Origin of the sequence: Mesorhizobium sp. BR1-1-3 (genome assembly GCF_020165455.1) — a bacterium.
In the GTDB taxonomy this organism is placed as follows: Bacteria; Pseudomonadota; Alphaproteobacteria; order Rhizobiales; family Rhizobiaceae; genus Mesorhizobium; species Mesorhizobium ciceri.
On sequence record NZ_JAIUIC010000016.1, the window covers coordinates 134,216 to 160,861 of the forward strand.

At 63.1% G+C, this 26,646-nt stretch carries 28 protein-coding genes; 21 read left to right on the top strand and 7 right to left on the bottom strand.

Features of this window, described 5'->3' with window-relative positions; all coding sequences use genetic code 11:
• Positions 1–109 precede the first annotated feature (109 nt).
• On the bottom strand, positions 110–502 hold the full coding sequence (locus LB559_RS28695; RefSeq protein WP_013530889.1) for a DoxX family protein: 393 nt from the start codon (positions 500–502) through the stop codon (positions 110–112).
• A gap of 197 nt (positions 503–699) precedes the next feature.
• Here LB559_RS28695 and LB559_RS28700 point away from each other — a divergent pair, with 197 nt between their 5' ends.
• A complete protein-coding gene (locus LB559_RS28700) occupies positions 700–1,188 on the top strand; it encodes a hypothetical protein (RefSeq protein WP_084652544.1) in 489 nt (162 codons plus the stop codon).
• A 79-nt stretch (positions 1,189–1,267) separates the two neighbouring features.
• On the opposite strand, the gene LB559_RS28705 is transcribed toward LB559_RS28700, so the two are convergent.
• The gene (locus tag LB559_RS28705) at positions 1,268–2,044 is read right to left on the bottom strand and encodes a VOC family protein (RefSeq protein ID WP_013530891.1); all 777 of its coding nucleotides are present in this window, start codon (positions 2,042–2,044) and stop codon (positions 1,268–1,270) included.
• A gap of 166 nt (positions 2,045–2,210) precedes the next feature.
• Here LB559_RS28705 and LB559_RS28710 point away from each other — a divergent pair, with 166 nt between their 5' ends.
• From LB559_RS28710 to LB559_RS28760, 11 genes are all read left to right on the top strand, one after another.
• Positions 2,211–2,948: a gamma-glutamylcyclotransferase gene (locus LB559_RS28710; RefSeq protein WP_224675557.1), complete on the top strand. Its 738-nt coding sequence runs from the start codon at positions 2,211–2,213 to the stop codon at positions 2,946–2,948.
• Between the two features lie 120 nt (positions 2,949–3,068).
• Positions 3,069–4,433 carry an NAD(P)-dependent oxidoreductase gene (locus LB559_RS28715; RefSeq protein WP_224675558.1) on the top strand — a complete coding sequence of 455 codons (1,365 nt, stop codon included), beginning with the start codon at positions 3,069–3,071 and terminating at the stop codon, positions 4,431–4,433.
• Positions 4,434–4,435: 2 nt separating this feature from the next.
• Positions 4,436–5,749 carry an NAD-dependent dihydropyrimidine dehydrogenase subunit PreA gene (gene preA, locus LB559_RS28720; RefSeq protein WP_013530894.1) on the top strand — a complete coding sequence of 438 codons (1,314 nt, stop codon included), beginning with the start codon at positions 4,436–4,438 and terminating at the stop codon, positions 5,747–5,749.
• Positions 5,750–5,858: 109 nt separating this feature from the next.
• A complete protein-coding gene (locus LB559_RS28725) occupies positions 5,859–6,362 on the top strand; it encodes an RrF2 family transcriptional regulator (protein WP_013530895.1) in 504 nt (167 codons plus the stop codon).
• A 43-nt stretch (positions 6,363–6,405) separates the two neighbouring features.
• A complete protein-coding gene (locus LB559_RS28730) occupies positions 6,406–6,864 on the top strand; it encodes a carboxymuconolactone decarboxylase family protein (RefSeq protein WP_024501510.1) in 459 nt (152 codons plus the stop codon).
• A 72-nt stretch (positions 6,865–6,936) separates the two neighbouring features.
• Positions 6,937–7,314 (top strand): DoxX family protein, encoded by a 378-nt coding sequence (locus tag LB559_RS28735; protein WP_013530897.1) that lies wholly within the window; start codon positions 6,937–6,939, stop codon positions 7,312–7,314.
• A gap of 114 nt (positions 7,315–7,428) precedes the next feature.
• Positions 7,429–8,490: a glycosyltransferase family 4 protein gene (locus tag LB559_RS28740; RefSeq protein ID WP_224675559.1), complete on the top strand. Its 1,062-nt coding sequence runs from the start codon at positions 7,429–7,431 to the stop codon at positions 8,488–8,490.
• Positions 8,491–8,540: 50 nt separating this feature from the next.
• Entirely contained in the window at positions 8,541–10,703 is a 2,163-nt protein-coding gene (locus tag LB559_RS28745) for an amylo-alpha-1,6-glucosidase (RefSeq protein ID WP_024501509.1), read from the top strand.
• Between the two features lie 142 nt (positions 10,704–10,845).
• Complete coding sequence (locus LB559_RS28750; RefSeq protein ID WP_224675560.1) at positions 10,846–12,627, top strand: trehalose-6-phosphate synthase; 1,782 nt, start codon at positions 10,846–10,848, stop codon at positions 12,625–12,627.
• Complete coding sequence (otsB, locus tag LB559_RS28755; RefSeq protein WP_224675561.1) at positions 12,624–13,406, top strand: trehalose-phosphatase; 783 nt, start codon at positions 12,624–12,626, stop codon at positions 13,404–13,406. Before LB559_RS28750 ends, otsB begins: the two co-directional genes overlap by 4 nt.
• A gap of 60 nt (positions 13,407–13,466) precedes the next feature.
• On the top strand, positions 13,467–13,724 hold the full coding sequence (locus LB559_RS28760; protein ID WP_024501507.1) for a hypothetical protein: 258 nt from the start codon (positions 13,467–13,469) through the stop codon (positions 13,722–13,724).
• 31 nt (positions 13,725–13,755) lie between these two features.
• Here LB559_RS28760 and LB559_RS28765 read toward each other — a convergent pair whose 3' ends face one another.
• Positions 13,756–14,478 (bottom strand): SDR family oxidoreductase, encoded by a 723-nt coding sequence (locus tag LB559_RS28765; protein ID WP_224621770.1) that lies wholly within the window; start codon positions 14,476–14,478, stop codon positions 13,756–13,758.
• A complete protein-coding gene (locus LB559_RS28770) occupies positions 14,478–15,320 on the bottom strand; it encodes an SDR family oxidoreductase (RefSeq protein ID WP_224675562.1) in 843 nt (280 codons plus the stop codon). Before LB559_RS28770 ends, LB559_RS28765 begins: the two co-directional genes overlap by 1 nt.
• Before the next feature lie 103 nt (positions 15,321–15,423).
• On the opposite strand from LB559_RS28770, the gene LB559_RS28775 reads away from it, so the two are divergent.
• Positions 15,424–16,311 carry a helix-turn-helix transcriptional regulator gene (locus tag LB559_RS28775; RefSeq protein WP_224675563.1) on the top strand — a complete coding sequence of 296 codons (888 nt, stop codon included), beginning with the start codon at positions 15,424–15,426 and terminating at the stop codon, positions 16,309–16,311.
• Between the two features lie 200 nt (positions 16,312–16,511).
• Here LB559_RS28775 and LB559_RS28780 read toward each other — a convergent pair whose 3' ends face one another.
• A complete protein-coding gene (locus LB559_RS28780) occupies positions 16,512–17,147 on the bottom strand; it encodes a TetR family transcriptional regulator C-terminal domain-containing protein (protein ID WP_013530906.1) in 636 nt (211 codons plus the stop codon).
• A 226-nt stretch (positions 17,148–17,373) separates the two neighbouring features.
• Between LB559_RS28780 and LB559_RS28785 the strand changes: the two genes are divergently transcribed.
• Positions 17,374–18,702 carry an aspartate aminotransferase family protein gene (locus tag LB559_RS28785; protein ID WP_013530907.1) on the top strand — a complete coding sequence of 443 codons (1,329 nt, stop codon included), beginning with the start codon at positions 17,374–17,376 and terminating at the stop codon, positions 18,700–18,702.
• Between the two features lie 75 nt (positions 18,703–18,777).
• Here LB559_RS28785 and LB559_RS28790 read toward each other — a convergent pair whose 3' ends face one another.
• Positions 18,778–19,416: a TetR/AcrR family transcriptional regulator gene (locus tag LB559_RS28790; protein WP_013530908.1), complete on the bottom strand. Its 639-nt coding sequence runs from the start codon at positions 19,414–19,416 to the stop codon at positions 18,778–18,780.
• Between the two features lie 121 nt (positions 19,417–19,537).
• Here LB559_RS28790 and LB559_RS28795 point away from each other — a divergent pair, with 121 nt between their 5' ends.
• The 3 genes from LB559_RS28795 to LB559_RS28805 all read left to right on the top strand — a co-directional run bounded on the left by LB559_RS28795 (position 19,538) and on the right by LB559_RS28805 (position 22,682).
• Positions 19,538–20,788, top strand: a complete 1,251-nt coding sequence (locus tag LB559_RS28795; protein ID WP_013530909.1) for a Zn-dependent hydrolase — start codon at positions 19,538–19,540, stop codon at positions 20,786–20,788.
• Between the two features lie 63 nt (positions 20,789–20,851).
• Positions 20,852–22,303, top strand: a complete 1,452-nt coding sequence (hydA, locus tag LB559_RS28800; protein ID WP_024501503.1) for a dihydropyrimidinase — start codon at positions 20,852–20,854, stop codon at positions 22,301–22,303.
• Between the two features lie 43 nt (positions 22,304–22,346).
• Entirely contained in the window at positions 22,347–22,682 is a 336-nt protein-coding gene (locus tag LB559_RS28805) for a hypothetical protein (RefSeq protein ID WP_224675564.1), read from the top strand.
• Between the two features lie 62 nt (positions 22,683–22,744).
• Here LB559_RS28805 and LB559_RS28810 read toward each other — a convergent pair whose 3' ends face one another.
• Positions 22,745–23,155: a cupin domain-containing protein gene (locus tag LB559_RS28810; protein WP_013530912.1), complete on the bottom strand. Its 411-nt coding sequence runs from the start codon at positions 23,153–23,155 to the stop codon at positions 22,745–22,747.
• A 139-nt stretch (positions 23,156–23,294) separates the two neighbouring features.
• On the opposite strand from LB559_RS28810, the gene LB559_RS28815 reads away from it, so the two are divergent.
• Genes LB559_RS28815 through LB559_RS28830 form a run of 4 tightly spaced genes read left to right on the top strand, consistent with a single transcriptional unit; the run spans position 23,295 to position 26,642 of the window.
• Entirely contained in the window at positions 23,295–24,086 is a 792-nt protein-coding gene (locus LB559_RS28815; RefSeq protein WP_013530913.1) for an ABC transporter ATP-binding protein, read from the top strand.
• Complete coding sequence (locus LB559_RS28820) at positions 24,076–24,612, top strand: endonuclease domain-containing protein (RefSeq protein WP_084015802.1); 537 nt, start codon at positions 24,076–24,078, stop codon at positions 24,610–24,612. The genes LB559_RS28815 and LB559_RS28820 overlap by 11 nt, the downstream gene beginning before the upstream one ends.
• Positions 24,613–25,491 (top strand): ABC transporter permease, encoded by an 879-nt coding sequence (locus LB559_RS28825; RefSeq protein WP_224675565.1) that lies wholly within the window; start codon positions 24,613–24,615, stop codon positions 25,489–25,491. It begins immediately after the preceding gene.
• Positions 25,488–26,642, top strand: a complete 1,155-nt coding sequence (locus LB559_RS28830) for an ABC transporter permease (protein WP_224675566.1) — start codon at positions 25,488–25,490, stop codon at positions 26,640–26,642. Before LB559_RS28825 ends, LB559_RS28830 begins: the two co-directional genes overlap by 4 nt.
• Positions 26,643–26,646 lie beyond the last annotated feature (4 nt).

Consider the following 26,646-nt stretch of genomic DNA (forward strand, 5'->3'; position numbering starts at 1 on the left):
CTTCGGCTTCGCCGATGCGCTTCAGATTCCTGTTTTGTGGATGTCGTTGTCCCAAGACCGCCGGGCACTTTTGGGCGACATGCACCAGGCCCGCATCCTCTTTCTGGCGTCAGGCGCTGCGGCGGCTGTCCAGCGCGAAAGCGCCGGCGCCGGCAAACACCAGATAGAGGAAGATGAAGCAGAACGAGATCGCCGAATCGCCGCCATTGTTGACCGGGAAGAAGTCGCGCGGCATGTGCGCCATGAAATAGGCGATCGCCATTTCGCCGGCCAGAAGGAATGCCACCGGTCGCGTGAACAGGCCCAGCGCGAGCAGGATGCCGCCGGCGAATTCGAGGATGGCGGCAGTCGTGGTCAGCCCGGAAAGGGCGTGGGGATCGACGCTGACGGGGAAGTTGAACAGTTTCTGGCTGCCATGCTCGATGAACTGCAGCGCGGTCATGATGCGCAACACGCCGAGCGCCTGCGGCTGGTATCTGGAGAGGCTTTCGAAAAGCTTCATAATGACTCCATTTTCAATCCGTCCGGCCATAGATTATCGCCCAGGAATGGACCATTCACTTCCCATGGCCTGGCGTCAACAATCGGTGATTGAAAATGTCCCCAGCTTGACCCTTCATATTTTTCCCGCAAGGGTTGCATTTCTATCGTTGCGGTTGTATTAGTGCGGCCACTCTAGAAATGTGGGTTCCCTTTGCCATGAAAAAAGTCGCCATCAGCCTCTTCGCAATTCTTGCAGGCACCAGCTTTGCCATGGCCGAGGATGCCGGCTGTGAGGCCTTCAAGTGGCCCGTGACGCGGGAGCAGACCCTGTTTGCCGCGGCACCGGCAACGCCGTCCGGAGCGGCACTGGCGGTTGGTGCGGCTGCGGACCTGGCGCTGGTGCCGGTAGAGAAAGCCGGTTTTGCGGTAGCGCCCGAACGTGCGCCGGCATCAGACAGTTTCGGGGCCGTCGCCAGCGTGGAGGTGCCGTCCGAGGGAGCCATCCAGATAAGTCTCTCGGGGGAGGCCTGGATCGATGTCATCCAGGATGGCCAGGCCATCAAGTCGGCGGGCTATAGTGGCGTGAAAACATGCCCTGGCATCCGCAAGAGCGTGCGCTTCAAGCTTGCGCCCGGCCCGGCCACCGTCCAGTTCAGCGGCGCGAAAAAAGCTGAGTTGAAGGTTGCGGTGCTGGCGCCGGAATGAGGCGGCGCCAGGCAGGGGGAGGCCTTCATCGGTGGTCCGATGAAGGCCCGCACTTTGTGTCGGCGGTGTTCGATCGCCGTCAGCGGACTGGCGCCATCAAGGCGAAGTGCGCGCCTTGCGGGTCCTGGCACTGCACGATCCAACTGCCGCCGGGGACCTCCATCGGCCCCATCAGGATCTTGCCGCCATTGTCGGTGACCCGTTTGGCCGCCGCGTCGATGGCCGCAACGTTGAAGTAGAATTGCCAGACCGGGACCGGGATCTGCGCGGGCTTGTTCATGATGCCGCCGCCGGATTCGGGGCCGGCCGTAAAAGTCTGGTACGTGCCCATCGGGCCCATGTCGAAATCGCCGGCGTCGACCCAGCCGAACTGGTCGGAATAGAAATCGAACGCGGCTTTCCAGTCCGACGTGTAAAGCTCGTGCCAGCCGATGTGGCCCGGCGTGCTGGCCGGCACGACAGGCTGGTCGGGACCGTTCGGCTGCAGGAACATGAAGGTCGCGCCTTGCGGATCGGCGACGACGGCAAAGCGGCCGACGCCCGGAATGTCGTCGGGCTGGCGGTGAACGGTGCCGCCGGCTTTCTCCAGCGATGCAGTTGCGGCATCGACATCCCTGGTGTGGATATAGCCGAGCCAGGCAGGCGGCATGCCCATCTTGGCGGCATCCTCGGGCAAGGTCATCAGGCCGCCGACGCCACGTTCGCCGACATTCATGACGATGTAGCGCGGCATGCCGGGTGCCTTATCGAAGGGCTGCGCCGTCCAGCCGACCACTTGGGTGTAGAACGCCTCGGCGGCGTCGAGATCTGATGTCATCAATTCGTACCAGAAGAAGGGCATCGGGGTTTTTGGCATTTTCGGTCTCCTCACCTTTCATGGATCGATCGTCGTCCATCATAGGACGATCCTCACGACGGAAATCCGACACCGCCCGGACAACAATGGGTGTGTGTGCCAAGCGTTCCCTGATTGCGCATCCAGCGGTTTTCGATTTCTCTGCGGTGATGAGGGGTTGTCGTCCATGCGTTTGATGTCGCTCACGCCCGAGCTTGTCGCACTGTGCCATCGGGAAGAGGCCGATCCCGGTCCGGACCCGAGCTGGACAGACATGGACGACGAGGACTTTCGAACCCTCGCCTTGCGACTGTCCAATGAAGCCGATGAGGGACCGTTATGGGTGTTCGCCTATGGGTCGCTGATCTGGAAGCCGGAATTCGAGTCGGTCGAGCAACAGCTCGCCACGGCCTTCGGCTGGCACCGCTCCTTCTGCCTCGACATGGTGCGCTGGCGCGGCAGCGCCGAGCAGCCTGGGTTGATGATGGCGCTCGAGCGGGGCGGGCGCTGCAACGGCGTGATCTATCGCTTGCCGGAGGGTGAGAAGCCGGCGCAGATCGAAAGGCTGTTGCGGCGCGAGATCAGCGACCATGAAAGCATCGAGACGGTTCGCTGGCTGCCGGTGCATACGCCGCAGGGTAAGCTGCGCGCGCTCGGCTTCTGGGTGGGCGTGAAGGGCAGGGGAACGTCGCTGAACCAGCCGCTGGACAGAGTGGCGAGCGTGCTGGCCAGAGCCTGCGGGCATATCGGATCCGGCGCCGAATATCTCTACAACACGGTCAGCCATCTCGAAGCATTCGGCATCCGCGACCGCAATCTGTGGCGATTGCAGGAATTGGTGGCGCAGGAGGTCAGGGCCATCCATGGCCGCAAGCTTGAGCCTGGCCTTTCGCTCGCACTGCAAACCCGACCGCAGTCGCAATAATATGAGTAAAAAAATCATATTATTGCCGAGCCTTTTCAGTGACTTGCGTCGAAAATTGACCAATTGATAAAAAAATAAAACGTGCTAGCCTTCCCCAAAAGAAAACATGGGGAACTGACGATGCCAGAAGGCCAATTCAGGGAAGGCATTGCGGGCGGCAGGCTCTCGGCCGACCAGTATGCGGATAATTTTTCCGACCTGCATCCGCCGCTCGATCACCACGAGGCGCTGGTCGAATCCGATCGCTGCTATTTCTGCTACGACGCGCCGTGCATGAATGCATGCCCGACCTCGATCGACATTCCGCTGTTCATCCGCCAGATCTCGACCGGCAATCCGATCGGTTCGGCCAAGACCATCTTCGACCAGAACATATTGGGCGGCATGTGCGCCCGCGTCTGCCCGACCGAGACGCTTTGCGAGGAAGTCTGCGTGCGCGAGGTGGCGGAAGGCAAGCCGGTGCAGATCGGCCGCCTGCAGCGCTACGCCACCGATGTCGCCATGGGCGAGAACAAGCAGTTTTATCCGCGCGCCGAGCCGACCGGCAAGACGGTCGCCGTGGTCGGCGCCGGGCCGGCCGGCCTTGCCGCCGCGCACCGGCTCGCCCGCCACGGCCATGACGTGACCATCCTGGAGGCGCGCGCGAAGGCCGGCGGCCTCAACGAATACGGCATCGCCGCCTACAAGAGCGTCGACGATTTCGCCCAGGCCGAAGTCGACTACGTGACCGCGATCGGCGGTATCGACATCCAGAACGGCAAGACGCTCGGCCGCGACTATCAGCTGTCGGATCTGATCCGCAATTACGACGCGGTGTTTCTCGGCATGGGCCTTGGCGGTGTCAATGCGCTGCGTGCCGATGGCGAGGACGCTGACGGCGTCATCAACGCGGTCGAGTTCATTGCCGAGCTGCGCCAGGCCAGCGACCTTTCCGGCCTGCCGGTTGGTCGCCGCGTCGTCGTCATCGGTGGCGGCATGACGGCCATCGACGCCGCGGTACAGTCGAAGCTGCTCGGCGCCGAGGAGGTGACGATCTGCTACCGGCGCGGCCAGGAGCACATGAATGCGTCTGAGTTCGAGCAGGATCTGGCCGCTGCCAATGGCGTCAGCATCCGTCACTGGCTGCAGCCGAAGCGGGTGATCGCCGAGAGCGGCAAGGTCACTGCCGTCGAACTCGAATACACCGCCCTCAACGGCGACAGGCTTGCCGGCACCGGCGAGACGCTGACGCTCGTTGCCGACCAGGTGTTCAAGGCGATTGGCCAGAGCTTTGTCCCGGCCGCCCTCAACGGCAGCGGTGCATCGATCGAGCTCGAAGCCGGCCGCATCAAGGTGGATTCGGAAGGTCGCACGTCGCTTGCCAAGGTCTGGGCCGGTGGCGACTGCATCTTCGGTGGCGACGACCTCACCGTCTCGGCGGTCGCGCAGGGACGCGACGCTGCGGAGAGCATCAATCGGGCACTGACCTCGAACGGGAGGGCATGAGCATGGCGGATATCAGAAACAATTTCGTTGGCATCAAGTCGCCCAATCCGTTCTGGCTGGCCTCGGCGCCGCCGACCGACAAGGCCTACAACGTCATCCGCGCCTTCAAGGCCGGCTGGGGCGGCGTGGTGTGGAAGACGCTGGGCGAGGAGGGCCCACCGGTGGTCAACGTCAACGGTCCGCGCTACGGCGCGATCTGGGGCGCCGACCGCCGCCTGCTCGGCCTCAACAACATCGAACTGATCACCGACCGCGACCTGCAGGTCAATCTGCGCGAGATCAAGCAGGTCAAGAAGGACTGGCCCGACCGCGCCATCGTCGTCTCGCTGATGGTGCCTTGCGTCGAGGAAGCCTGGAAGGCGATCCTGCCGGTGGTCGAGGAGACGGAGGCCGACGGCATCGAGCTCAATTTCGGCTGTCCGCACGGCATGTCGGAACGCGGCATGGGCGCCGCCGTCGGCCAGGTGCCGGAATATATCGAAATGGTGGTGCGCTGGTGCAAGCAGAACACCCGTATGCCCGTCATTACCAAGCTGACGCCCAACATCACCGATGTGCGCAAGCCCGCGCGCGCAGCACATGCCGGCGGCACCGACGCGGTGTCGCTGATCAACACCATCAATTCGATCACTGGTGTCGATCTCGACAGCTTCGCGCCGCAGCCGACCATCGACGGCAAGGGCTCGCATGGCGGCTATTGCGGGCCGGCGGTAAAGCCGATCGCCATGAACATGGTGGCCGAGATCGCGCGCGATCCGGAAACGCAGGGCCTGCCGATCTCCGGCATCGGCGGCATCACCACCTGGCGTGACGCGGCCGAATTCATGGCGCTTGGCGCCGGCAATGTGCAGGTCTGCACGGCGGCGATGACCTACGGCTTCAAGATCGTGCAGGAGATGATCGCGGGCCTGGAAAACTGGATGGACGAGAAGGGGCACGCCTCGCTCGACGACATCGTCGGCCGCGCCACGCCCAATGTCACCGATTGGCAGTATCTCAACCTGAACTACGTCGCCAAGGCGCATATTGACCAGGATGCCTGCATCAAGTGCGGCCGCTGCCACATCGCCTGCGAGGACACTTCGCACCAGGCGATCACCAGCATGGTCGACGGCGTCAGGCACTTCGAGGTCATCGAGGCCGAGTGTGTCGGCTGCAATCTCTGCGTCAATGTCTGCCCGGTCGAGAACTGCATTACCATGGAGCCGCTGGCAGCCGGTGTGATGGACCAGCGCACCGGCAGGCCGGTATCGCCGGTCTACGCCAACTGGACCACGCACCCGAACAACCCGATGGCCAAGGTGGCTGCGGAGTAGGAACTACCCCCAAGAGAAAATCGGCGCTTTCGAGCGCCGTTTTTCATTTTCCTATTGCAGATAGGAATTATCCACGATAGTATGTATCCATGAATAAGGAACCTGTTCGATGAAGCTGGGCGAGGGTGTTGAAGCAGCCATCCATTGCGCCGCCACGCTGGCCAGTGTGGAAGGCAATAGCACCATGCCGGGCGCCGCTCTCGCCGAGGCCTTTGGCCTTTCGCCGAGCTATCTGCTCAAGCATCTCAACATGCTGAGCGCGGCGCGCGTCCTGGAATCGGTGCCCGGGCCTGCCGGTGGCTATCGGCTGGCGCGGCCAGCCGAGCGCATCACGCTGCTCGACATCGTGCTGGCCGTCGAGGGCCGCGAGCCGGCCTTCCGCTGCGGCGAGATCCGCCAGCGCGGTCCGGTGAAGCTCGATGCGTCGGCCTATGTGAAACCCTGCGGCATCAACGCCGCGATGCTGAAGGCCGAACGCGCCTATCGCGCCGCGCTCGCCGAGACCAAGCTGTCCGATATCGTGGCCACCTATGCGGCAGAAGGCGATCCCAGGTCGCTTGCTGCGAGCTGCGCCTTTGTCGAGCGCCACCAGCGGCCGCAGAAATCCAGTTAACCCCAAAACCTCAAAACCCAAGCAGACGTGAAAGGACGAGACGATGAAACAGAGGCTGCAATTTTTCGCCAAGGCGCCGGAGATCATGAAGGCGGTGTCGGCGCTCAACAAGGCGGTGGACGAATGCGGGCTCGAGGTGAGCCTGCTGCACCTGATCAAGCTCAGGGCTTCGCAGATCAATGGCTGCTCGTTCTGCGTCGAGATGCACAGCCGCGAGGCCAGGCGCGACGGCGAGACCGAGCAGCGGCTCTATCTGGTTTCAGCCTGGAAGGAATCGCCGCTGTTCTCGGAGCGTGAACGCGCGGCTTTGGCCTGGACCGAAGCCGTCACCCTGATCGCCAACAACGGCGTGCCGGACGAACTTTATGCACGTACGCTGGAGCATTTCTCAGAAGAGGAGCTGGTCAAGCTGTCCGTTGCGCTCGGCATGATCAACACCTGGAACCGGCTGTGCATCCCGTTCCAAGCCATACATCCGATGCCGGCGGCCAAGGCCGCCTGATTGTCCAATCATGTTGGGAGCGCCGTGGAGAGCGCGCTCCCACTGCCTTAAACCTTTAAAGGGGAGAGTTTGATGCCTGCGGATTTGCCTTCGACCTTGTTGTTTCTCGCTCGCTTGCTGCTCGGCGGCGCCTTCGTTTTCGCCGGCCTGCGCAACATCCAGAACGCGGCCTTCCTGACCCAGTTGATGGCCGCGCGCGGTGTGCCGCAGGCGCGGTTGGCACTGTGGACTGGTATCGTGCTTCAGGTCGCCGCCGGTGTGCTGGTCATCGCAGGATTGTGGACGGCACTCGCGGCCACGGTGCTGCTGCTGTTCCTCATCGTCGCCACGCCGATGTTCCACAATTTCTGGGACCATCAGGGTCCGGACCGTGCGTCCCGCATCAATGGCTTCGTCGGGAATGTTGCCCTGAGCGGTGGCTTTCTGACCCTGATCGCGCAATCCGTTTAACGCACAGTTCCATGCCGACTGCGGCCTCTGGTGCCGACGGCTCGACCATAAAATCGGAACCAATCGAGCCGTTGACGCATTTCACACCTGCATGCCCAGCATCCAGGATGAAATATGAAAATCGCCCATGTCGCGCCGCTTTATGAATCGGTGCCGCCAAGGCTCTATGGCGGCACCGAGCGCATCGTCTCGTATCTGACCGAAGCGCTGGTCGATCTGGGTCATGAGGTGACGCTGTTTGCCAGTGGCGACAGCCAGACCTCCGCGAAGCTGGTACCCAGCCGGGAACGCGCGTTGCGCCTCGATCCGCGTCCGCTCAAATCCGAGATCGCGGCGCATCTTTCGATGCTTGCGCAGGTGAGGGAACGGGCGTCGGAGTTCGATGTCATCCACTTCCACCTCAGCCACTTCCTGCATTTTTCCTTCTTTGAGGATATTGCGGAGCGGACGGTGACGACGCCGCATGGCAGGCTGGATTATGTCGACCTGGCGCCGGCCTATGAACGGTTCCCGCGCTTTCCCCTGATTTCCATTTCGCACAGCCAGAAGGCGGGCCTTGCCAACGCCAACTGGTTGGCGACGATCCATCACGGATTGCCGACTGCTCTCTACGAACCGACGTTCGAGACGGCCGCCGAAGAACCCTACCTTGCCTTCCTCGGCCGGTTCTCACGCGACAAGCGCCCGGATCGCGCCATCGAGATCGCCTTGCGTTCGGGGCTCAAGCTCAAGCTCGCGGCAAAGATCGGCGACGACGATCGCGCCTATTTCCGTGAGGTGGTCGAGCCTTTGATCGATGGCGATCGCGTTGTCTATGTCGGTGAGATCGAGGAAAACCAGAAGGCGGAATTTCTCGGCAAGGCGGCAGGCCTGCTGTTCCCGATCGACTGGCCGGAGCCGTTCGGCCTTGCCGCTATCGAGGCAATGGCCTGCGGTACACCGGTCATCGGCTGGAATTGCGGTGCGCTGCCGGAGATCATCGATCAAGGCGTCACCGGTTTTATCGCTGACACAATGGATAGCGCGGTCGCTGCGGTGCCGGACTTGCTGCAACTCGACAGGCGAAAGGTGAGGGCCGTTTTCGAAAAGCGGTTCTCCGCCCGAAGAATGGCCGGCGACTATCTGGCCGCCTATGCGGGCCTGATCGGCGTCCCGAGCACGGCGAAGGCGTCTTGAGCAGCGACGTGCTCGAGCCACGGCAACGAAACAACAGGGATCTTTGACGAATGGCCCAACTCGATGAGCGCCAGCTCGATCCTGCGGTTGCGCTTGCATCGCTCGACGCCACCGCCCCTCGCGAGCCGCATCGGTTGTTTGCGCTCAAGCAGGGCGATTGCTTCGCCGTTGCCGACGCCTATGGCGACATACGTGGCGCCGGCGACGGTTTCTTTCGCGACGACACGCGGGTTCTTTCCGAGTTCCGGCTGACCGTCGGCGGCAGGCAGACATCTCTGCTCGGCGCCTCGCTCAGCCAGGACAATGTGCTGTTCACCACCAATTTGACCAATCTGCCGATACAGAGCGCCGGTGGACGCGACATCCCGCAGGGAGCCATTCACATCGAACGCGTCAGACTGCTTTGGCAGGACAGGCTGTTTGAACGCATCACCCTTTCCAATTACAGCCGGGAACACTCGACGATCAGCGTTTCCCTGCACTATTCCGCCGATTTCCGCGACATGTTCGAAGTGCGTGGCTCGACACGGCTGAAGCGCGGGCTGGCCCATGCCGCCGAAACAAACGCGACGTCGGTCCTGCTGCGCTATGATGGGCTCGATGGCCTGGCCCGCCTCTCGGCGATATCGTTCTCGCAGGCGCCGGACCAACTGAGTGCCAACCGTGCCGATTTCCTGATCGCCGTGACCAAGCGCAGCAGGAAGGTGCTTTATGTCGAGGTCGGTCCCGAGGTGGCCGACAAGCCCGACCGCGACCGGTTCCGCGCCGCTGCCGCCCGCGCCCGTTTTGGCATGCGGGCCAAACGTCGCCATGGCGCGACGGTGCGCAGCTCGGGCCGTGTCTTCAACGACTGGGTCGAGCGCGCTCGCGCCGATGTCGCGCTGCTGACCACCGAGCTGGCGACCGGCCCCTATCCCTATGCCGGCATCCCCTGGTTCTCGACGGCGTTCGGCCGCGACGGCGTCATCTCGGCGCTGCAGATGCTGTGGCTCAATCCGGGCCTGGCGCGGGGCGTGCTGGCCTTTCTGGCCCAGCATCAGGCGACCGAGACATCGCCGTTCAGCGATTCGCAGCCGGGCAAGATCATGCACGAGACCCGCAAGGGCGAAATGGTGGCGCTGCGGGAGCTTCCCTTTGGCCGCTACTACGGTGGCGTCGATACGACACCGCTCTACATCTATCTTGCCTGTGCCTACGCCGATCGTACCGGTGACATGGCGTTCATCGACGGCCTGTGGCCGTCGCTGTGCGCCGCGGCCGAATGGACGGAGGAGGCGGGCCGGGAGACCGGATTCGTGACTTACCAGCGAGCGGCGGAGTCCGGCCTCGCCAACCAGGGATGGAAGGACAGTTTCGATTCGGTCTTCCATGCCGATGGCCGCATTCCCAAGGGCCCGATCGCCCTTGTCGAAGTGCAGGGCTACGTCTTTGCCGCCTTCCGGGGGCTGGCGGCACTTGCCCGTCGCCGGGGCGAGAACGACAGGGCCGACCACTGGGATGATCGCGCCGAAGCGATGCGGGTTGCCGTGGAACGGGATTTCTGGCTTGACGATCTCGGCTTCTATGCGCTGGCAATCGACGGCGCCGGCGAGCCCTGCAAGGTGCGGACCTCGAATGCGGGGCATCTGCTCTTTGTCGGATTGCCTGAGCCGGCGCGGGCCCAGATGGTGGCTGACCAGCTGCTTTCCGCCTCCTTCCATTCGGGCTGGGGACTGCGGACGCTCGCCGACGATGCCGTGTTCTTCAATCCGATGTCGTACCACAATGGCTCGATCTGGCCGCACGATACCGCCCTTTGCGGTGCCGGGCTGGCGCGCTATGGCGAGCGCGAAAGCGTGGTTCGCCTGATGAGCGGCACGTTCGAATCCGCGGTCCATTTCAACATGCGGCTGCCCGAACTGTTCTGCGGTTTTACACGTGCGCCGGGCGAAGCACCCATCGCCTATCCCGTCGCCTGCCTGCCGCAAGCGTGGTCGGCGGGCTCCGCTTTCATGTTGATGCAGGCCTGTCTTGGCCTGGAGATCGACGGCTGGGAGGGTGAGATTCGCGTCGGCCGCCCCAGGCTGCCGATCGGCATCGACACGCTGACACTGCGGCACCTGGGCGTCGGCGACCGGGTCGTCGATCTCACCTTCCAGCGCGTCGGCGACCGGGTCGTCGCTTTCCTGGCCGACCGCCATGAAGGGTTGGTGCCGCTCATAGTAAGAACATGATCCGAACAAAATTGGCGGAACCGATCCAGGCCTTGTGCGTTGCAAAAACACTGGTCCGAACGCCGACCACGTGGCCGGCGGACCGTTTCAAACGGGAAACACGAACAAACGGTCGCCGACGGCCGGGGTGAGTTGACGTTCAATGACAAACTACGGTGCGGACCTGCTCTGGGTTCTGATTTTCGCGAGCCTCGGTTTTTCCGCTCTTGCCGTATTCCTCTCCATATCGCGGCACCGTCGCCGTCATCCTCCTGCCGTCCCACATACGGCAGGCGAAGATGTGGCGGCGGAGGCCGCGCGCAAGGTGATACGGGAGTTCGAAAAGAACGGCCAATCGGCCGATGCCGCGCTGGTGACCTGGTCGCCAGAAACATTGCGCAAGATCCTGGCCGACGATCTGCCCGATGCGCAGGTTATCGTGGTGTCCAATCGCGAGCCGTACATCCACAATGTGAAGGACGACGGCGTCGAGTTGCTCGTCCCCGCCAGCGGGCTGGTGTCGGCGCTCGAGCCCATTACCCGCGCCTGTGCGGGCACCTGGATCGCCTATGGCGGCGGAACGGCGGACCGCCTTACCGTCGACGACCACGATCGCGTGCAGGTGCCGCCTGGCAACCCGTCCTACACGCTGCGCCGGGTCTGGCTGACGGAGGAAGAGCATCAGGGTTATTATCTCGGTTTCGCCAATGAGGGCCTTTGGCCGCTTTGCCATATCGCCTTCACCCGGCCGATTTTTCGCGCCTCCGACTGGGCTGCCTATGAAGCCGTCAACCGGAAGTTTGCCGATACGGTGGTTGCCGAGGCGCGCAACGAGCGGCCGATCGTGCTGGTCCAGGATTACCATTTCGCGCTGCTGCCGCGCATGATCCGCGAGCGCTTGCCGGAGGCGATCGTCATCACTTTCTGGCACATCCCGTGGCCAAATTCGGAAGTGTACAGCATCTGCCCATGGCGTGAACGCATCCTCGAAGGCCTGCTCGGCAGCTCGATCATCGGCTTCCACACCCAGTTCCATGCCAACAACTTCACCGAAAGCGTCGATCGCTTCCTGGAAAGCCGCATCGAGCGGGCCGATGCGGCCATCTCCTACGGCGGACGGACCACATTGGTGCACGCCTATCCCATCTCGATAGAATGGCCGGCGGACCTGCTGGCGAAAGTTCCCGCTGTCGACGATTGCCGCGCTCGCATGCGCGAGAGGTTCGGCCTTAAAGCGGATGTGAAGCTGGCCGTCGGGGTCGAGCGCCTCGATTATACCAAGGGCATTCTCGATCGGTTTCACGCTTTGAACGAATTGTTCAAGCGACAGCCTGAGTGGATCGGAAAACTGGTCTTCCTGCAGATCGCGGCACCCAGCCGCGGCAGGCTGCCCGCCTACAAGCTGCTCCATGACGAGTGCCACCGTTATGCCGAAGAGCTCAACCGGCGTTATGGCAGCGAGGGCTACAGGCCGGTGATCATGGTGGCCGAACATCACTCGCAAGAACAGGTCTACGAGATCTATCGGGCCGCCGACATATGCATGGTCACCAGCCTGCATGACGGCATGAACCTCGTCGCAAAGGAATTCGTCGCCGCGCGCGACGACGAGCAGGGCGTTTTGATGCTCAGCACATTCGCCGGCGCCTCGCGCGAATTGCTGGAGGCGCTTATCGTCAACCCTTACGATGCCGCCATGATGAGCGGAGCGCTGTTGCAGGCACTGACCATGTCGCCCGAAGAACAGCGCGAGCGCATGCGCCCCATGCGCGAGACAATCCGCAACAACAATGTCTATCGCTGGGCCGGCAGCATGCTTCTGGATGCGGCGCGTTTGCGCAAGCGCGGGGACCTCGATCGGGTGACCGGTGCCGTCAGCGATCCGCCGCCCAGCGTCGACAATGTCGTCTCCATTTTTGAACGCAGACGGGTGGCGATGTCATGAGCGATGCGCTGCAAAACATTGTTGGCGAGACCCTGCACAAGCCACAGGCCGTCATGGAGAAACCGCACACTGTGCTGACCGGCGAATGGGCGTTGTTCCTCGACGTCGACGGCACCCTGCTGGAACATGCCGAACACCCGGACGCCGTCTCGGTCAGCGATGAGCTCCGCTCCTTGCTGCAAGGCCTGGATCGCAAGCTGAACGGGGCATTGGCCTTCATAACAGGCCGTTCCGTCGCGGCTGTCGATCATCTGTTTCAGCCTTTGAAGCTGCGCGCCGCCGGGCTCTATGGCCTGGAACATCGGCTCCTGCCGAACGACGACGTCGAAGTCGCGGATGAGCCGGCGGATATTTCTGCGCTTGCCGACGAGATCGAGGCCGAGCTCGGTCGTGGCGCCTATATCGAGCGCAAAGGACGGGTGCTGGCCATCCACACGCGCGCCGCCCCGCATCTGCTTCCGCGCGCGACGCAGCTTGTCGAGCAGGCGCTGGCCACGCTGCCAAAGGGCTACCGGGTGGTTCCCGGCAATGCCGGTGTGGAACTGCTGCCGCTCGAGGCCGCTAAGGGCGCCGCGATCCGGCGTTTCATGGAAATTGCGCCATTCACGGGCCGTCGCCCGGTCTTCCTGGGCGACGACACGTCGGATGAAAACGGTTTTGAGGCCGTCAATGATGCCGGCGGCATATCGATCCGCGTCAAACCACCAGCGCACACCGCAGCGCGGTACGGGCTTGCCGACGTTGTCGAGACGCTGGCCTGGCTGAGAGGTCAACTTTAGATCCAGCCGACGCAACCGCGATCGCGCCTCCTGGAAAGGGCAAGGAAAGGAACGGTTTCGATGGGACGCTTTGCACAATTGGTCCGAGAGATCACCCCGAACTGGCTGCACTCTCGCTCCTCCCGCCATGACATTGCCGACGTTTCACCGTCCGACGCGGATTTCAGCTGGCAAGAGGCGATCGACAACAAGATGTATGGGGCTGATACGCCTGATTATTCCTATGTTCCGGAAAAGACCGCTTCAGATGCGGTGAGACCGGGCGGTGACAGCCCCGGCGAAAAGAGCGTGCGGGGCGGTCCAAAAAGAGCCAATTGAGGGTGAAAAGCCTGTCGGCGCCCGAGGAACGCTACGCCGCAAATCGCAGTCCGCCGTCGCAGGTCAGCACCTGACCGGTCATGAAGCCGTTGGAGACGAGGAAAGCTATTGCCGCGGCAACGTCTTCGGCGCGACCGATGCGGCCGACCGGGGTCCTGCCGGCATAGTCGGCAAACAGCGCCTGCCTCTGCTCCTCGGCCAGAAAGTCCCACCAGGGCGTGTCGATGACGCCTGGCGCCACGACATTGACGCGCAGCGGTTTCAACTCCATCGCCAGGATCGGCACCACGGTCAACAGCATGCCGTTGATGGCGGCGATACCGGCGACGCCGGGCGTTGCGAGCTGCGCCGACACCGCCGAGATGAAGGTGACCGATCCGGCCTTGTTGAGTGTCGGCAAGGCGGCCTGCAGGCAGGACAGCTGCGGGCGGACCTTTTCCTCCACGCCACTGCCGATGTCACTCAGGTCAAGCGCCGGGAACGGGCCGAGGCCCTTGCCGCCGCTGGCCGCGAGCACCAGATGGTCGAATGGACCAAGGCGCTCGAAGAACCGGGTGACTTCATCCGGCTTCGAGGCGTCGAATGCAGCCTTCCCGGCAGCGCCGCCAAGACTCTTCCAAGCGCTCTTCAGTTTCTCCTCGTTGCGCCCGGTGATGGTCACCTTCATGTCCGGGCCAAGCAGTTTGCGCGCCGTCGCCAGCCCGATGCCGGACGAGCCGCCGATGATGACGGTGTGTTGGATTGCCTTGGTCATCAATGCTGTTCCTTCGATGTGAGGGAGGCCGGGCCGATGAGATCGAGGCTCAAGCTTCTCAGCTGTTGCCTTGCCTTGGCGTCGTAGGCCTGAGCATCGGCGCGGGATTCCCGCAGGCCGTCGAAATAGAGGCCGCTTTTCCCGTTGAGCGTGGGTGAGGTGGCGAGATTGAGGATGGCATCGGCGCCGGTCTCGACCGAGCTCCACGGCGTCACCCCGGCCTGCCGGACCATGGTTGTGTTCATGTAGCTCGCCGGATGCAATGCGTTGACGGTGACGCCGGTGCCTTTCAACTGTTCGGCCAAATCGACGGTGAACAGGATCTGCGCCAGCTTGCTCTGGCAATAAGCGCGCACCCCGTCATAGGAGCGGGTCAGCATGACATCGCTGAAGTCGATCGCCTGCTGCCCCGCAGAGGCGACATTGACGATGCGCGCCGGCGCACTCACCTTCAGCAATGGCAGGAGCTCCGATGTCAGCAGGAAACCGGCGAGATAGTTGACCGCGAAGCGCAGTTCATAGCCGTCGGCACTCACCTGCCTTTTGGCACCTTGGCCCGCTGTGCCGATGCCGGCATTGTTGATGAGGATGTCCAGCCGGTTCGTCCGGGCGCGCACCGCCTCGGCGAGGTGGCGCACCTCGGCCAGCGAAGAGAGATCGGCGACCAGAAGCTCGGCCTTGCCGCCGGCGGCTTCGATCTCGGTGACAACAGCCTTGCCGCGCGTTGCATCGCGGCCGTGCACCAGCACACGGGCGCCCGCGGCGCCGAGCCGTTGCGCGACAACGCGGCCGACGCCGTCTGTCGAGCCGGTGATGAGGATCGTCTTGTCTTTGAGTTCCATGTTCAGAGCCTCCGTTCTGTTGCTCTGAACGGAAGATGGGGCAGTTGGCGCTGGCCAAACAGTTCAAACTTTATCCTGGTATCAATACTGCTATAATACGCGCATGGAGTCCCAACCTCACGCGGCCCCCACACGTTCGGCTGAAGACAGCCGCCGGCGCGAACTCGGCGCCTTCCTGCGCTCGCGCCGCGAAAGGCTGACGCCCTCGGCCGCAGGCATCACCACCGGTCTCAGGCGACGTACGCCGGGCTTGCGCCGCGAGGAGGTGGCGATGATCGCCGGTGTCGGCACGACCTGGTACACATGGCTGGAGCAGGGGCGGGAGGTCAGGCCCTCGGTCGAGGTGCTGACGGCGCTCGCCGAAGCACTGCGCCTCGACGCCGCCGAAAAACAGCATCTGTTCATCCTTGCCGACCGCCAGCAGCCGGAGCGCCGTGCCGTGGTGCCGGAAAAGGTCGATGGCCCGTTGCTGCACATGCTGCAGAGCCTGGTGCTGCAGCCGGCCTATGTCGTCGGGCGGCGCTGGGACGTGCTGGCCTGGAACCCGGCGGCGGTGGCGGTGTTCGGCGATTATGGCCTGCTGGAGGGTGACGCCCGCAACGTCGTCCACATGGTGTTCACGAGCCCGCACCACCGGCGCCTGCTGGTCGACTGGGAGCAACTGGCGCGCACCGTGCTGGCCTCGTTCCGGGCCACGAGCGCCCGCTATGTCGGCGATCCGGATTTCGAGCGGCTGATCGAGTTGATGACGCGTTCGAGCCCCGAATTTCGTGCCTGGTGGCCGCAGCGCGACGTCGCGCACCGGTTGTCGGGGGTGAAACATGTCCGGCACCCGAGCGCGGGCGCCATGACCTTCGAGCATATGAGCCTGTCGATCGGCGACGGCTCGGACATGAAGCTGATCGTCTACACGCCGTTAGCCGAGCAGAATTCGATCGCCAAGCTGCAGGCATTGCTGGACGCGCTGCCGGCCGAGCGGCGCAGCGCCTGAGGTTGGCTGGCGTCCCCCTCGGCTTCGTCATCCACGGGCGAAGCGGACGCGGAGACCCGAGGATCCATGCCGGGACGTTTGCCGAAGAGTACTACGGAGCAGAATTTGGACCTTTGCGGCGCGTTGAAGTCGCGGCATGGATTCTAGGGTCTGCGCCGCGTCGCTTCGCTCCTTGCTTCGCCCTAGAATGACGAAACCATTTAGCCCTTCGGCTTCAACCCATCGAGGAACAACTGCTCGAGAAATCTTGCCGCATCCTCGAAGCGGCCGTCGCCGCCGCGGTTCGGTCCGAGCACGGCGCGGACCTGGACGTCGAAATCGGCATAATGCTGCGTCGTCGCCCAGATCGAGAAGATCAGGTGCCACGGGTCGGTCTTGGCGATCTTGCCGGCGCGCATCCAGCCCTTGATGACGGCGGCCTTCTCGTCGACCAGCGTTTTCAGTTCGCCCGCCAGCAGCGGCATGATGCGCGGCGCACCTTGCAGGATCTCGTTGGCGAACAGCCGGCTCTCGCGCGGAAAATCGCGCGCCATCTCCAGCTTGCGCCTGATGTAGCTGCGCAGTTCGGTTAGGGGATCGCCAATGTCGTCAAGTTCGCGCAGTGGCGCCAGCCAGGTGTCGAGCAGGCGCTGCATCAGCGTTTCGTGGATGTCTTCCTTGCGCCGGAAATAATAGAGCAGGTTCGGCTTCGACATGCCGGCAGCTTCGGCGATCTGGTCGATGGTCGAGCCGCGAAAGCCGTTGGTGGAGAAGACCTCAAGCGCCGCCTCCAGGATGAGTTCGCGCTTTTCCTGCTGGATGCGGGTGCGGCGAGGGGCATCCGTGCCGATGGTCACCGTTGCAAGCCCTCGTGTTGAGGCTCGTCTGGACCAATTCTCTGGACCAGTTTTTCCCTAGCCTGTGGAACGCACTTCAGGTGCCGCATTTCCGCTAGTAATCCTTGACCGCCTAAAGGGCGGTGCTAACGTTTGTCCAATCGGTCAAAAATTTGCGTAGCATGAAAACGCGGCAAAGACCAAGCGTTGGGCGCAGCGAAACAGTTTACAAGGGGAAGTCCTGGTCATGTCCAACCGGCTGAAAGTCACGCCGAACGATCTCAGTGCATTCTGGATGCCGTTCACGGCAAACCGGCAGTTCAAGCAGGCGCCGCGCATGATGGTGTCCGCCAAGGACATGCATTACACAACCAGCGACGGCCGCAAGGTGCTCGACGGCACCGCCGGCCTGTGGTGCGTCAATGCCGGCCACTGCCGTCCGAAGATCACCGAGGCGATCCAGCACCAGGCTGCCGAACTCGATTATGCGCCGGCCTTCCAGATGGGCCATCCGATCGTGTTCGAACTGGCCAACCGCCTGGTCGACCTGGCGCCCAAGGGCATGGACCATGTCTTCTTCACCAATTCCGGCTCGGAATCGGTCGAGACCGCGCTCAAAATGGCGATCGCCTATCACCGTGTGAAGGGCGAGGGCTCGCGCACCCGGTTGATCGGCCGCGAGCGCGGCTATCACGGCGTCAATTTCGGCGGCATTTCGGTCGGCGGCATCGTCACCAACCGCAAGATGTTCGGCACGCTGCTCGGCGGCGTCGACCATATGCCGCACACGCATCTGCCGGAAAAGAACGCCTTCACCAAGGGTGTGCCGGAGTATGGCGCGGAACTCGCCAACGAGCTGGAGCGTATCGTCGCCCTGCACGACGCTTCGACCATCGCCGCCGTCATCGTCGAGCCGGTCGCCGGCTCCACCGGCGTCATCCTGCCGCCGAAGGGTTATCTGGAGAAGCTGCGCGAGATCTGCACCAAGCACGGCATCCTGTTGATCTTCGATGAGGTCATCACCGGTTTCGGCCGTCTCGGCACACCGTTCGCCGCCGACTATTTCGGTGTCACGCCCGACATCATGACCACCGCCAAGGGCGTCTCCAACGGCGTCATCCCGATGGGCGCGGTGTTTGTGAAGAAGGAGATCCACGACGCCTTCATGACCGGCCCCGAGCACATGATCGAGTTCTTCCACGGCTACACCTATTCGGGCAACCCGATCGCCTGCGCGGCCGCACTCGGCACGCTTGACACCTACAAGGAAGAGGGCCTGCTGACCCGTGGCGAGGAGCTGGCGCCGTACTGGGAAGACGCGCTGCATTCGCTGAAGGGCGAGCCGAACGTCATCGATATCAGGAACATCGGCCTGATCGGTGCGATCGAGCTGGCGCCGATCGCCGGCCAGCCGACCAAGCGGGCCTTCTCGGCCTTCGTCAAGGCTTTCGAGCGCGGCGCGCTGATCCGCACCACCGGCGACATCATCGCGCTGTCGCCGCCGCTGATCATCACCAAGGGCCAGATCAACGAATTGATCGACCATGTTCGCGATGTGCTGAGGTCAATCGATTGACGGACTGACGCGGTCGGTTGAGGTCGGCGCGGCAGCGCGCCGACCTGACCTTTTGCTTGCAACGAACCATTACAGTCAGGCGGGCAACGCACCGATCCCGGTCAGGATCACCCGCTTGATATTTTCCTTGGCTTCCCGCCATTGCCGGTCGGACAGAGGTTTTCCGCCATTGAGTGTCTCGATCTGATGGCCGAAATCGGCGTAGTGCTGGGTCGTGGCCCAAAGCATATAGAGCAGATGGCGCGGATCCACCGGGTCCATCTTGGCTTCCTCGATCCAGCGCCTGATGATCTCGACGCGGCCGTCGGTCCATTCGCGCAGCGTCGATTCCATATAGTCCTGAAGCACCGGCGCCCCGTGCATCACTTCGGAGGCCCAGACCTTCGAGCCGTCGGGATGGCGGCGTGATATTTCCATCTTGGCGTCGATATAGGCACTGATGCCGTCTATGGGCCCGCGCGCCGCGTCGAAGCAATTGGCCGCCTGTAGCCAGATTTCAAAGATGTTTTGAACGACCGACCGGTAAAGCTCTTCCTTGGTGGCGAAATAGTAGTGGAGATTTGCCTTCGGCAGTCCGGCCAGATCCGCAATCAACTGCATCGTGGCGCCGCCAAACCCTGCCTCCGCAAACACCTTCTCTGCAGCGACGAGAATGGTTTTTTCATTCTCTCGGCGGATCTCCTGTCGCCGCATGGGGCGGGTGGGTTCTGCCATGTCTACCCCAAGATTCTAGTTGACCGCTTGGTCAGGTTGTGTAGTTTAAAAGCTGACCATACGGTCAAGCTGTAAATCACTCAAGGGGCGACAAGACCCCCGGTGTAGATGGGAACTCGAGATGGCCGCACCCGGCGAGAATCTGCGAATCAATTCAGACCGTTTGTGGGATTCCATCATGGAGATGGCGAAGATTGGCCCCGGCATTGCCGGCGGCAACAATCGCCAGACCGTGACCGACGAAGACGGCGAAGGGCGGCATCTGTTCAAGCGCTGGTGCGATGCGGCCGGGCTCGAAATGGGCGTCGACGAAATGGGCACGATGTTTGCCCGCCGCGAAGGCACCGATCCCAGCCTGCCGCCGGTCTATGTCGGCAGCCATCTCGATACGCAGCCGACCGGCGGCAAGTATGACGGCGTGCTCGGCGTACTGGGCGGGCTTGAAGTGGTGCGCTCGCTCAACGATCTCGGCATCAAGACCAAACATCCGATCGTCGTCACCAACTGGACGAACGAGGAGGGCTCGCGCTTTGCGCCGGCTATGATGGCGTCCGGCGTGTTCGCCGGCGTGCTCGACCAGGCCGATGTGTACGGGCATGTCGACAAGCAGGGCAAGAAATTCGGCGAGGAACTGGAGCGCATCGGCTGGAAAGGCCCCGAGAAGGTCGGCGACCGCAAGATCCATGCCTTCTTCGAACTGCATATCGAACAGGGACCGATCCTCGAGGATGAAGATATCGACATCGGGGTCGTCACCCATGGCCAGGGCCTGAAATGGCTGCAGGTGACGCTGACCGGCAAGGAAGCCCATACCGGCTCGACGCCGATGCCCAAGCGCCGCAATGCCGGGCTCGGCATGGCGCGGGTGATCGAACTGGTGCATGAGATCGCCATGGACTACCAGCCCGATGCCGTCGGCGCGGTCGGCCACATGGAGGTCTATCCCAATTCGCGCAACATCATCGCCGGGCGCACCGTCTTCACCGTCGATATCCGCTCGCCGGAAAAGGAAGTGCTGGACGCGATGGATGGCCGCATCCGCGAAGGCATCGACACGATCTGCGATGCACTCGACATCCGCTACGAGATCGAACAGGTCGGCGCTTTCGATCCGGTGACTTTCGATGCCGGCTGCGTCAAGGCGATCCGCGATGCCGCCGACCGCCTTGGCTATTCCCATCGCAACATCGTTTCCGGTGCCGGCCACGACGCCTGCTGGATCAACCGCGTCGCGCCCACCGCCATGGTGATGTGCCCTTGCGTCGATGGCCTCAGCCACAACGAGGCCGAAGAGATCACCAAGGAATGGGCTTCGGCGGGTGCCGATGTCTTGTTCCACGCGGTGGTGGAGACGGCTGTCATCGTGGAGTGAGCTTAGAATCCACCTTCCAAACGACGCTCGTAAAGAAGCGCGAAGAGAACAAGGGAACAGTCAATGACCAAAGTCATCCGAAACGGCACCATCGTCACCGCCGACCGCACCTGGAAGGCCGATGTGCTGATGCAGCACGGCAAGATCGTCGCCATCGGTTCGGGCCTGCATGGCGACCATGAGTTCGACGCCACCGGCTGCTACGTCATGCCGGGCGGCATCGACCCGCACACCCATCTCGAAATGCCGTTCATGGGCACCTATTCGGCCGATGACTTCGAGTCCGGCACGCGCGCGGCGCTCTCCGGCGGCACGACCATGGTGGTCGATTTCTGCCTGCCGGCGCCGCAGCAGTCGCTGCTCGAAGCCTTGCAGATGTGGGACAACAAGACCTCGAAGGCGTCGTGCGACTACTCCTTCCACATGGCGATCACCTGGTGGGGCAAGCAGGTGTTCGACGAGATGGCCACGGTCGTCGACAAGGGCATCACCTCGTTCAAGCATTTCATGGCCTACAAGGGCGCGCTGATGGTCGACGACGACGAGATGTATGCGTCGTTCCAGCGCTGCGCCGATCTCGGCGCGCTGCCGCTCGTTCATGCCGAGAATGGCGACGTGGTGGCGGCACTGTCGCAGAAGCTGCTGGCTGCCGGCAACAACGGCCCCGAGGGCCACGCCTATTCACGGCCGCCCGAAGTGGAAGGCGAGGCGACCAACCGCGCCATCATGATCGCCGACATGGCCGGCGTGCCGCTCTATGTCGTGCATGTCTCCTGCGAGCAGAGCCACGAGGCGATCCGCCGGGCGCGCCAGAAGGGCATGCGGGTGTTCGGCGAGCCGCTGATCCAGCACCTGACGCTGGACGAGAGCGAGTATTTCGACAAGGACTGGGACCATGCGGCACGCCGCGTGATGAGCCCGCCCTTCCGCAACAAATCGCACCAGGACTCGCTGTGGGCCGGCCTGCAGGCGGGTTCGCTGCAGGTGGTGGCGACCGATCATTGCGCTTTCACCACCAAACAGAAGCGCAACGGCGTCGGCGATTTCACCAAGATCCCGAACGGCACCGGCGGGCTTGAAGACCGCATGCCGGTGCTGTGGACCACAGGCGTCAACACCGGCCGGCTGACGATGAACGAGTTCGTCGCGGTGACCTCGACCAACATCGCCAAGATCCTCAACATGTATCCGAAGAAGGGCGCCATCGTAGAGGGCGCCGACGCCGACATCGTCGTCTGGGATCCCAAGCGCAAGAAGACAATTTCGTCCAAGAAGCAGCAATCGGTGATCGACTACAATGTCTTCGAGGGTTTCGAGGTGACCGGCCTGCCGCGGTTCGTGTTCTCGCGTGGCGAACTGTCGATCCAGGAGTCCGAGGTCAAGGCCAAGCCCGGCCATGGTGAATTCGTCGGCCGCGAGCCGAATGCGGCCGTCAACCGGGCGCTGTCGACGTGGAAGGAAATCTCCGCGCCGCGCAAGGTGGAACGCACCGGCATCCCGGCGACCGGGGTTTGAGGTGCGGCGCGGGGGACTTCTTTTCGCGGCAGTTTTGGTTCTGGTGGCCAGCCAAGTGTCGGCGGCCAGCATCGACCTAGCCAAACCTTATGGCAACAAGTCCGGCTGCATCAACAAGAACGGCCAGGAAGTCTACGCCGAGGACATGCTGCTTCTAACCAACACCGACTTCATCACGGCGACGAGCGCTTGCACCTTCACCGGCAATAGGGTCCAGGCCGACGGCTCGCTTGTGGTGAAGGCGGAGTGCGAGGCCGAAGGCGAAGAGGGCAAGTCGCCCGCCACCTTCATCATCAAGCACAGCACCAAGAACGCCAAGAAACTGGTGATCGCGGATACGGACGGCACCGTCTATGGGGAAGTGTCTCGGTGCCGATGATTGCCGAAGCTGGCGGGCGCAAACCTCTAGCAATTGGCCGACGGGCGCCTAGCCCGGCGAAGTCAGCTTCCGGCGACCAGCGCATCCAGTTCCGGCAGCAGGACGACGCTCTCCTGTTCGTTGGGATCGGTGCGCGCAATGACGGCAGAGGACGGGGCGCCGCTCAGGTTGGCCGGCAGATGCGGCACGCCGGCGGGGATGTAGAAGAGATCACCGGCCTTGACGACGATATGATGCTCGAGCCGGTCGCCATACCAGGTGTGAACTTCGCCGGAGAGCACATAGATCGCCGTCTCGTGGCTCTCGTGCATATGCGCCTTGGCGCGGGCGCCGGGCGGCATGGTGAGCATGTGCATGCAGATGCCGGAGGCCCCGACGGTCTCGGCGGCAATGCCGGCGAAATAGGTCAGCCCCTGCTTGCCTTCATAAGTGCTTTCAGGGCGGATAAGATGACAAGTGGGTTTGGGCGACATCGGGGAAACTCCGGGCGTCGATCGCGTGGGACAAGGTCAGAGGGACAGGGCCAAATGGGACAGGGCAAGTGGAAAACAACATCGCGATAAAAGCAATCGGATTCCAGCCGCAGGAACGGAAACAGGCAGGCGGCAGCCGATGACGGGGAATTCGCCAGCCGTCGTCGCGGCAAGCAAACTCGGGCTGACTTTCCAGACCAATGACGGGCCGGTGCAGGCGCTGTCCAATGTCGATCTCACCATCGGCAAGGGCGAGTTCGTCTCCTTCATCGGGCCTTCGGGCTGCGGCAAGACCACGCTGCTGCGCGTCATCGCCGATCTGGAGAAGCCGACCTCGGGGGCGATTTCCGTCAATGGCATGACAGCAGAGCAGGCGCGCGAGAAACGCGCCTATGGCTATGTCTTTCAGGCGGCGGCGCTGTTTCCGTGGCGGACCATCGAGCGCAATGTGGGGCTGCCGCTGGAGATCATGGGCCTGTCCAGGGCGGAGCAAGGCGAGCGGATCAAGCGCACGCTCGGCCTCGTCAACCTCTCTGGATTCGAGAAGAAATATCCCTGGCAGCTCTCGGGCGGCATGCAGCAGCGCGCCTCGATTGCCCGTGCGCTGGCATTCGACGCCGACCTGCTGCTGATGGACGAGCCGTTCGGCGCGCTGGACGAGATCGTGCGCGACCATCTCAACGAGCAGCTGCTGGAATTGTGGGGACGCACCAACAAGACCATCTGCTTCGTCACCCACTCCATTCCGGAGGCCGTCTATCTGTCGACGCGCATCGTCGTCATGTCGCCGCGCCCGGGCCGTGTCAGCGACATCATCGAATCGACGCTGCCGAGAGAGCGGCCGCTCGACATCCGCGAGACGCCGGAGTTTCTGGCGATCGCAGCGCGGGTGCGGGACGGGCTGCGCGCGGGGCACAGCTATGACGATTGAGGGAGCAAACGACGGGCTCCCTCCTCTCCCCAACGGGGAGAGGGTGGCCGGAGCGAAGCGGAGGTCGGGTGAGGGGGCGGCGCCGACGGATTCGACCAAGAGAAAGGTCGGGGCAACCGCTCGCGCCCGAAAGCTGCGGGTTGACGAGACCGAGGCTGAATACAGGCTTTGGGGGGAGCTGAGAGGCCGTCATCTCAATGGCTACAAATTTGTGAGGCAAGTGCCGCTTGGACCGTTCATCGCGGATTTTGTTTGTCGCGAGGTAAGCCTGATTGTCGAACTTGATGGTAGTCAGCACGCAGATTCTCCAACCGACCCTTCCAGGACAGCTTGGCTGAACGGACAAGGTTATTCGGTTCCCCGGTTCTGGAATCATGAGGTTTTGGCCGAACGTCGAGCGGTCCTGGATACGATCTTGGCTTGCCTTGACGGAAAGATTTCTACCCCCTCACCCGACCTCCGCTTCGCTCCGGCCACCCTCTCCCCGTTGGGGAGAGGAGGGCGCCAGTCGGCTGAGGCCCGCTAGATGGACACCTTCCGCGATAAGCTCGTTCCCGTCACCTCCATCCTCGTTGGCGTGGTCGCGCTCTGGTATGTCTTCGCCGTCATCCTCAACACGCCGTTCCAGCGCGATCTCGATCGTCGCGCCGGTGAAACATCCACGTTCAGCGAACTCATCGGCAAGACGCTGTCGCAGCCGAAGCCGACATTGCCGGCGCCGCACCAGGTGGCGGTGAATTTCTTCGAGAACACCTTCCTGCGGCCCATCACCTCCAACCGCAGCCTGGTCTACAATGCCTGGGTGACGCTTTCGTCGACGCTGCTCGGCTTCGCTTTCGGCACGGCGCTCGGCATCATCATCGCTGTCGGCATCGTGCATGTGGCGACGCTCGACCGCAGCCTGATGCCGTGGATCATCGCCTCGCAGACCATTCCCATCCTGGCGGTGGCGCCGATGATCATCGTCGTGCTGGCGGCGGTCGGCATCACCGGCCTGGTCCCGAAGGCAATGATCTCGACCTATCTGTCGTTCTTCCCGGTGACGGTGGGCATGGTGAAGGGCCTGCGCTCGCCCGAGATCATGCATCTCGACCTGATGCACACCTACAATGCCAGTGCCTCGCAAACCTTCTGGAAGTTGCGCGTGCCGGCCTCCGTGCCGTTCCTGTTCACCTCGATGAAGGTGGCGGTGGCGGCAAGCCTTGTCGGCGCCATCGTCGGCGAACTGCCGACCGGCGCTGTCGCCGGCATCGGCGCCAAGCTCTTGGCCGGCGCCTATTACAGCCAGTCCATCGACATCTGGTCGGCGCTGGTTGCTGGCTCAGTGGTGGCAGCCCTTCTGGTCATGGTGGTCGGCATTGCCGGGCGCCTCGTCGACCGCGCTATGGGCGGGAGGCCGGCATGAACTGGCTGAAACCCTCCTGGCAGGCAGTGCTGGCGATCGTGCTGTGCCTGATCGCAGTGGCGCTCGGCCCGATCGCCGCGCCGAAAGTCGATGCACTGGCGCAGCCTGCAGGGACGTTGATATACCCCTATGTGGCGACGACCTGGCTGATTTTCGGCGTGCTGCTTGTCGCCGCTTTGATCTCGGTGACCAGAATACCGTCCATCGTCGAAGCCGTTGTGCTTTTCATCGGCGCGCATCTGGCCGCCTGGCTGCTGATTGGAGGCATCACCGGTTTCGAAGGCCTGGCGCGGACGCCGTACTTCCTGCTTCTCACCGCCGCATGGCTGCTTGGCTGGCGCTGCGTGGCGGTGCTGTCATCATTGCGTCCGTTCGCCAAATGGGCTCGCACCGCGCTGCGCCTGATCATCCCGGCCATCTTCGGCGCCTGGATCCTGATCATCTGGGAAGCGGTGACGCGTGGGGCCGGCATACCCTTCATCCTGCTGCCGCCGCCAAGTGCCATCGGCGCGCGCATCGCCGGTTCGCTGCCGGTGCTCGGCGCCGATGTCCGCCAGACCATCTTCAAGGCGGTCATCTTCGGCTATGTCGTGGGCAGCGGCGCCGGCTTCATCACCGCGGTGCTCGCAGACCGTGTGCCGTTCCTGCGACGCGGCCTGTTGCCGATCGGCAACATGGTCTCGGCGCTGCCGATCATCGGCGTCGCGCCGATCATGGTGATGTGGTTCGGCTTCGACTGGCAGTCCAAGGCGGCGGTGGTCATCATCATGACCTTCTTCCCGATGCTGGTGAACACGGTCGCCGGTCTGGCCGCCTCCGGCCATATGGAGCGCGACCTGATGCGCACCTACGCGTCGGGCTACTGGCCGACGCTCTTGAAGCTTCGGCTGCCGGCAGCAGCTCCCTTCATCTTCAACGCGCTGAAGATCAACTCGACGCTGGCGCTGATCGGCGCCATCGTTGCCGAGTTCTTCGGCACGCCTGTCGTCGGCATGGGCTTCCGCATCTCGACCGAGGTCGGGCGGATGAACATCGACATGGTCTGGGCCGAAATCGCAGTTGCAGCACTTGCGGGTTCGGTCTTTTATGGCGTGGTCGCTCTTGTCGAAAGAGCCGTCACGTTTTGGCATCCCTCTGTCCGTGGTGGATAGGGGC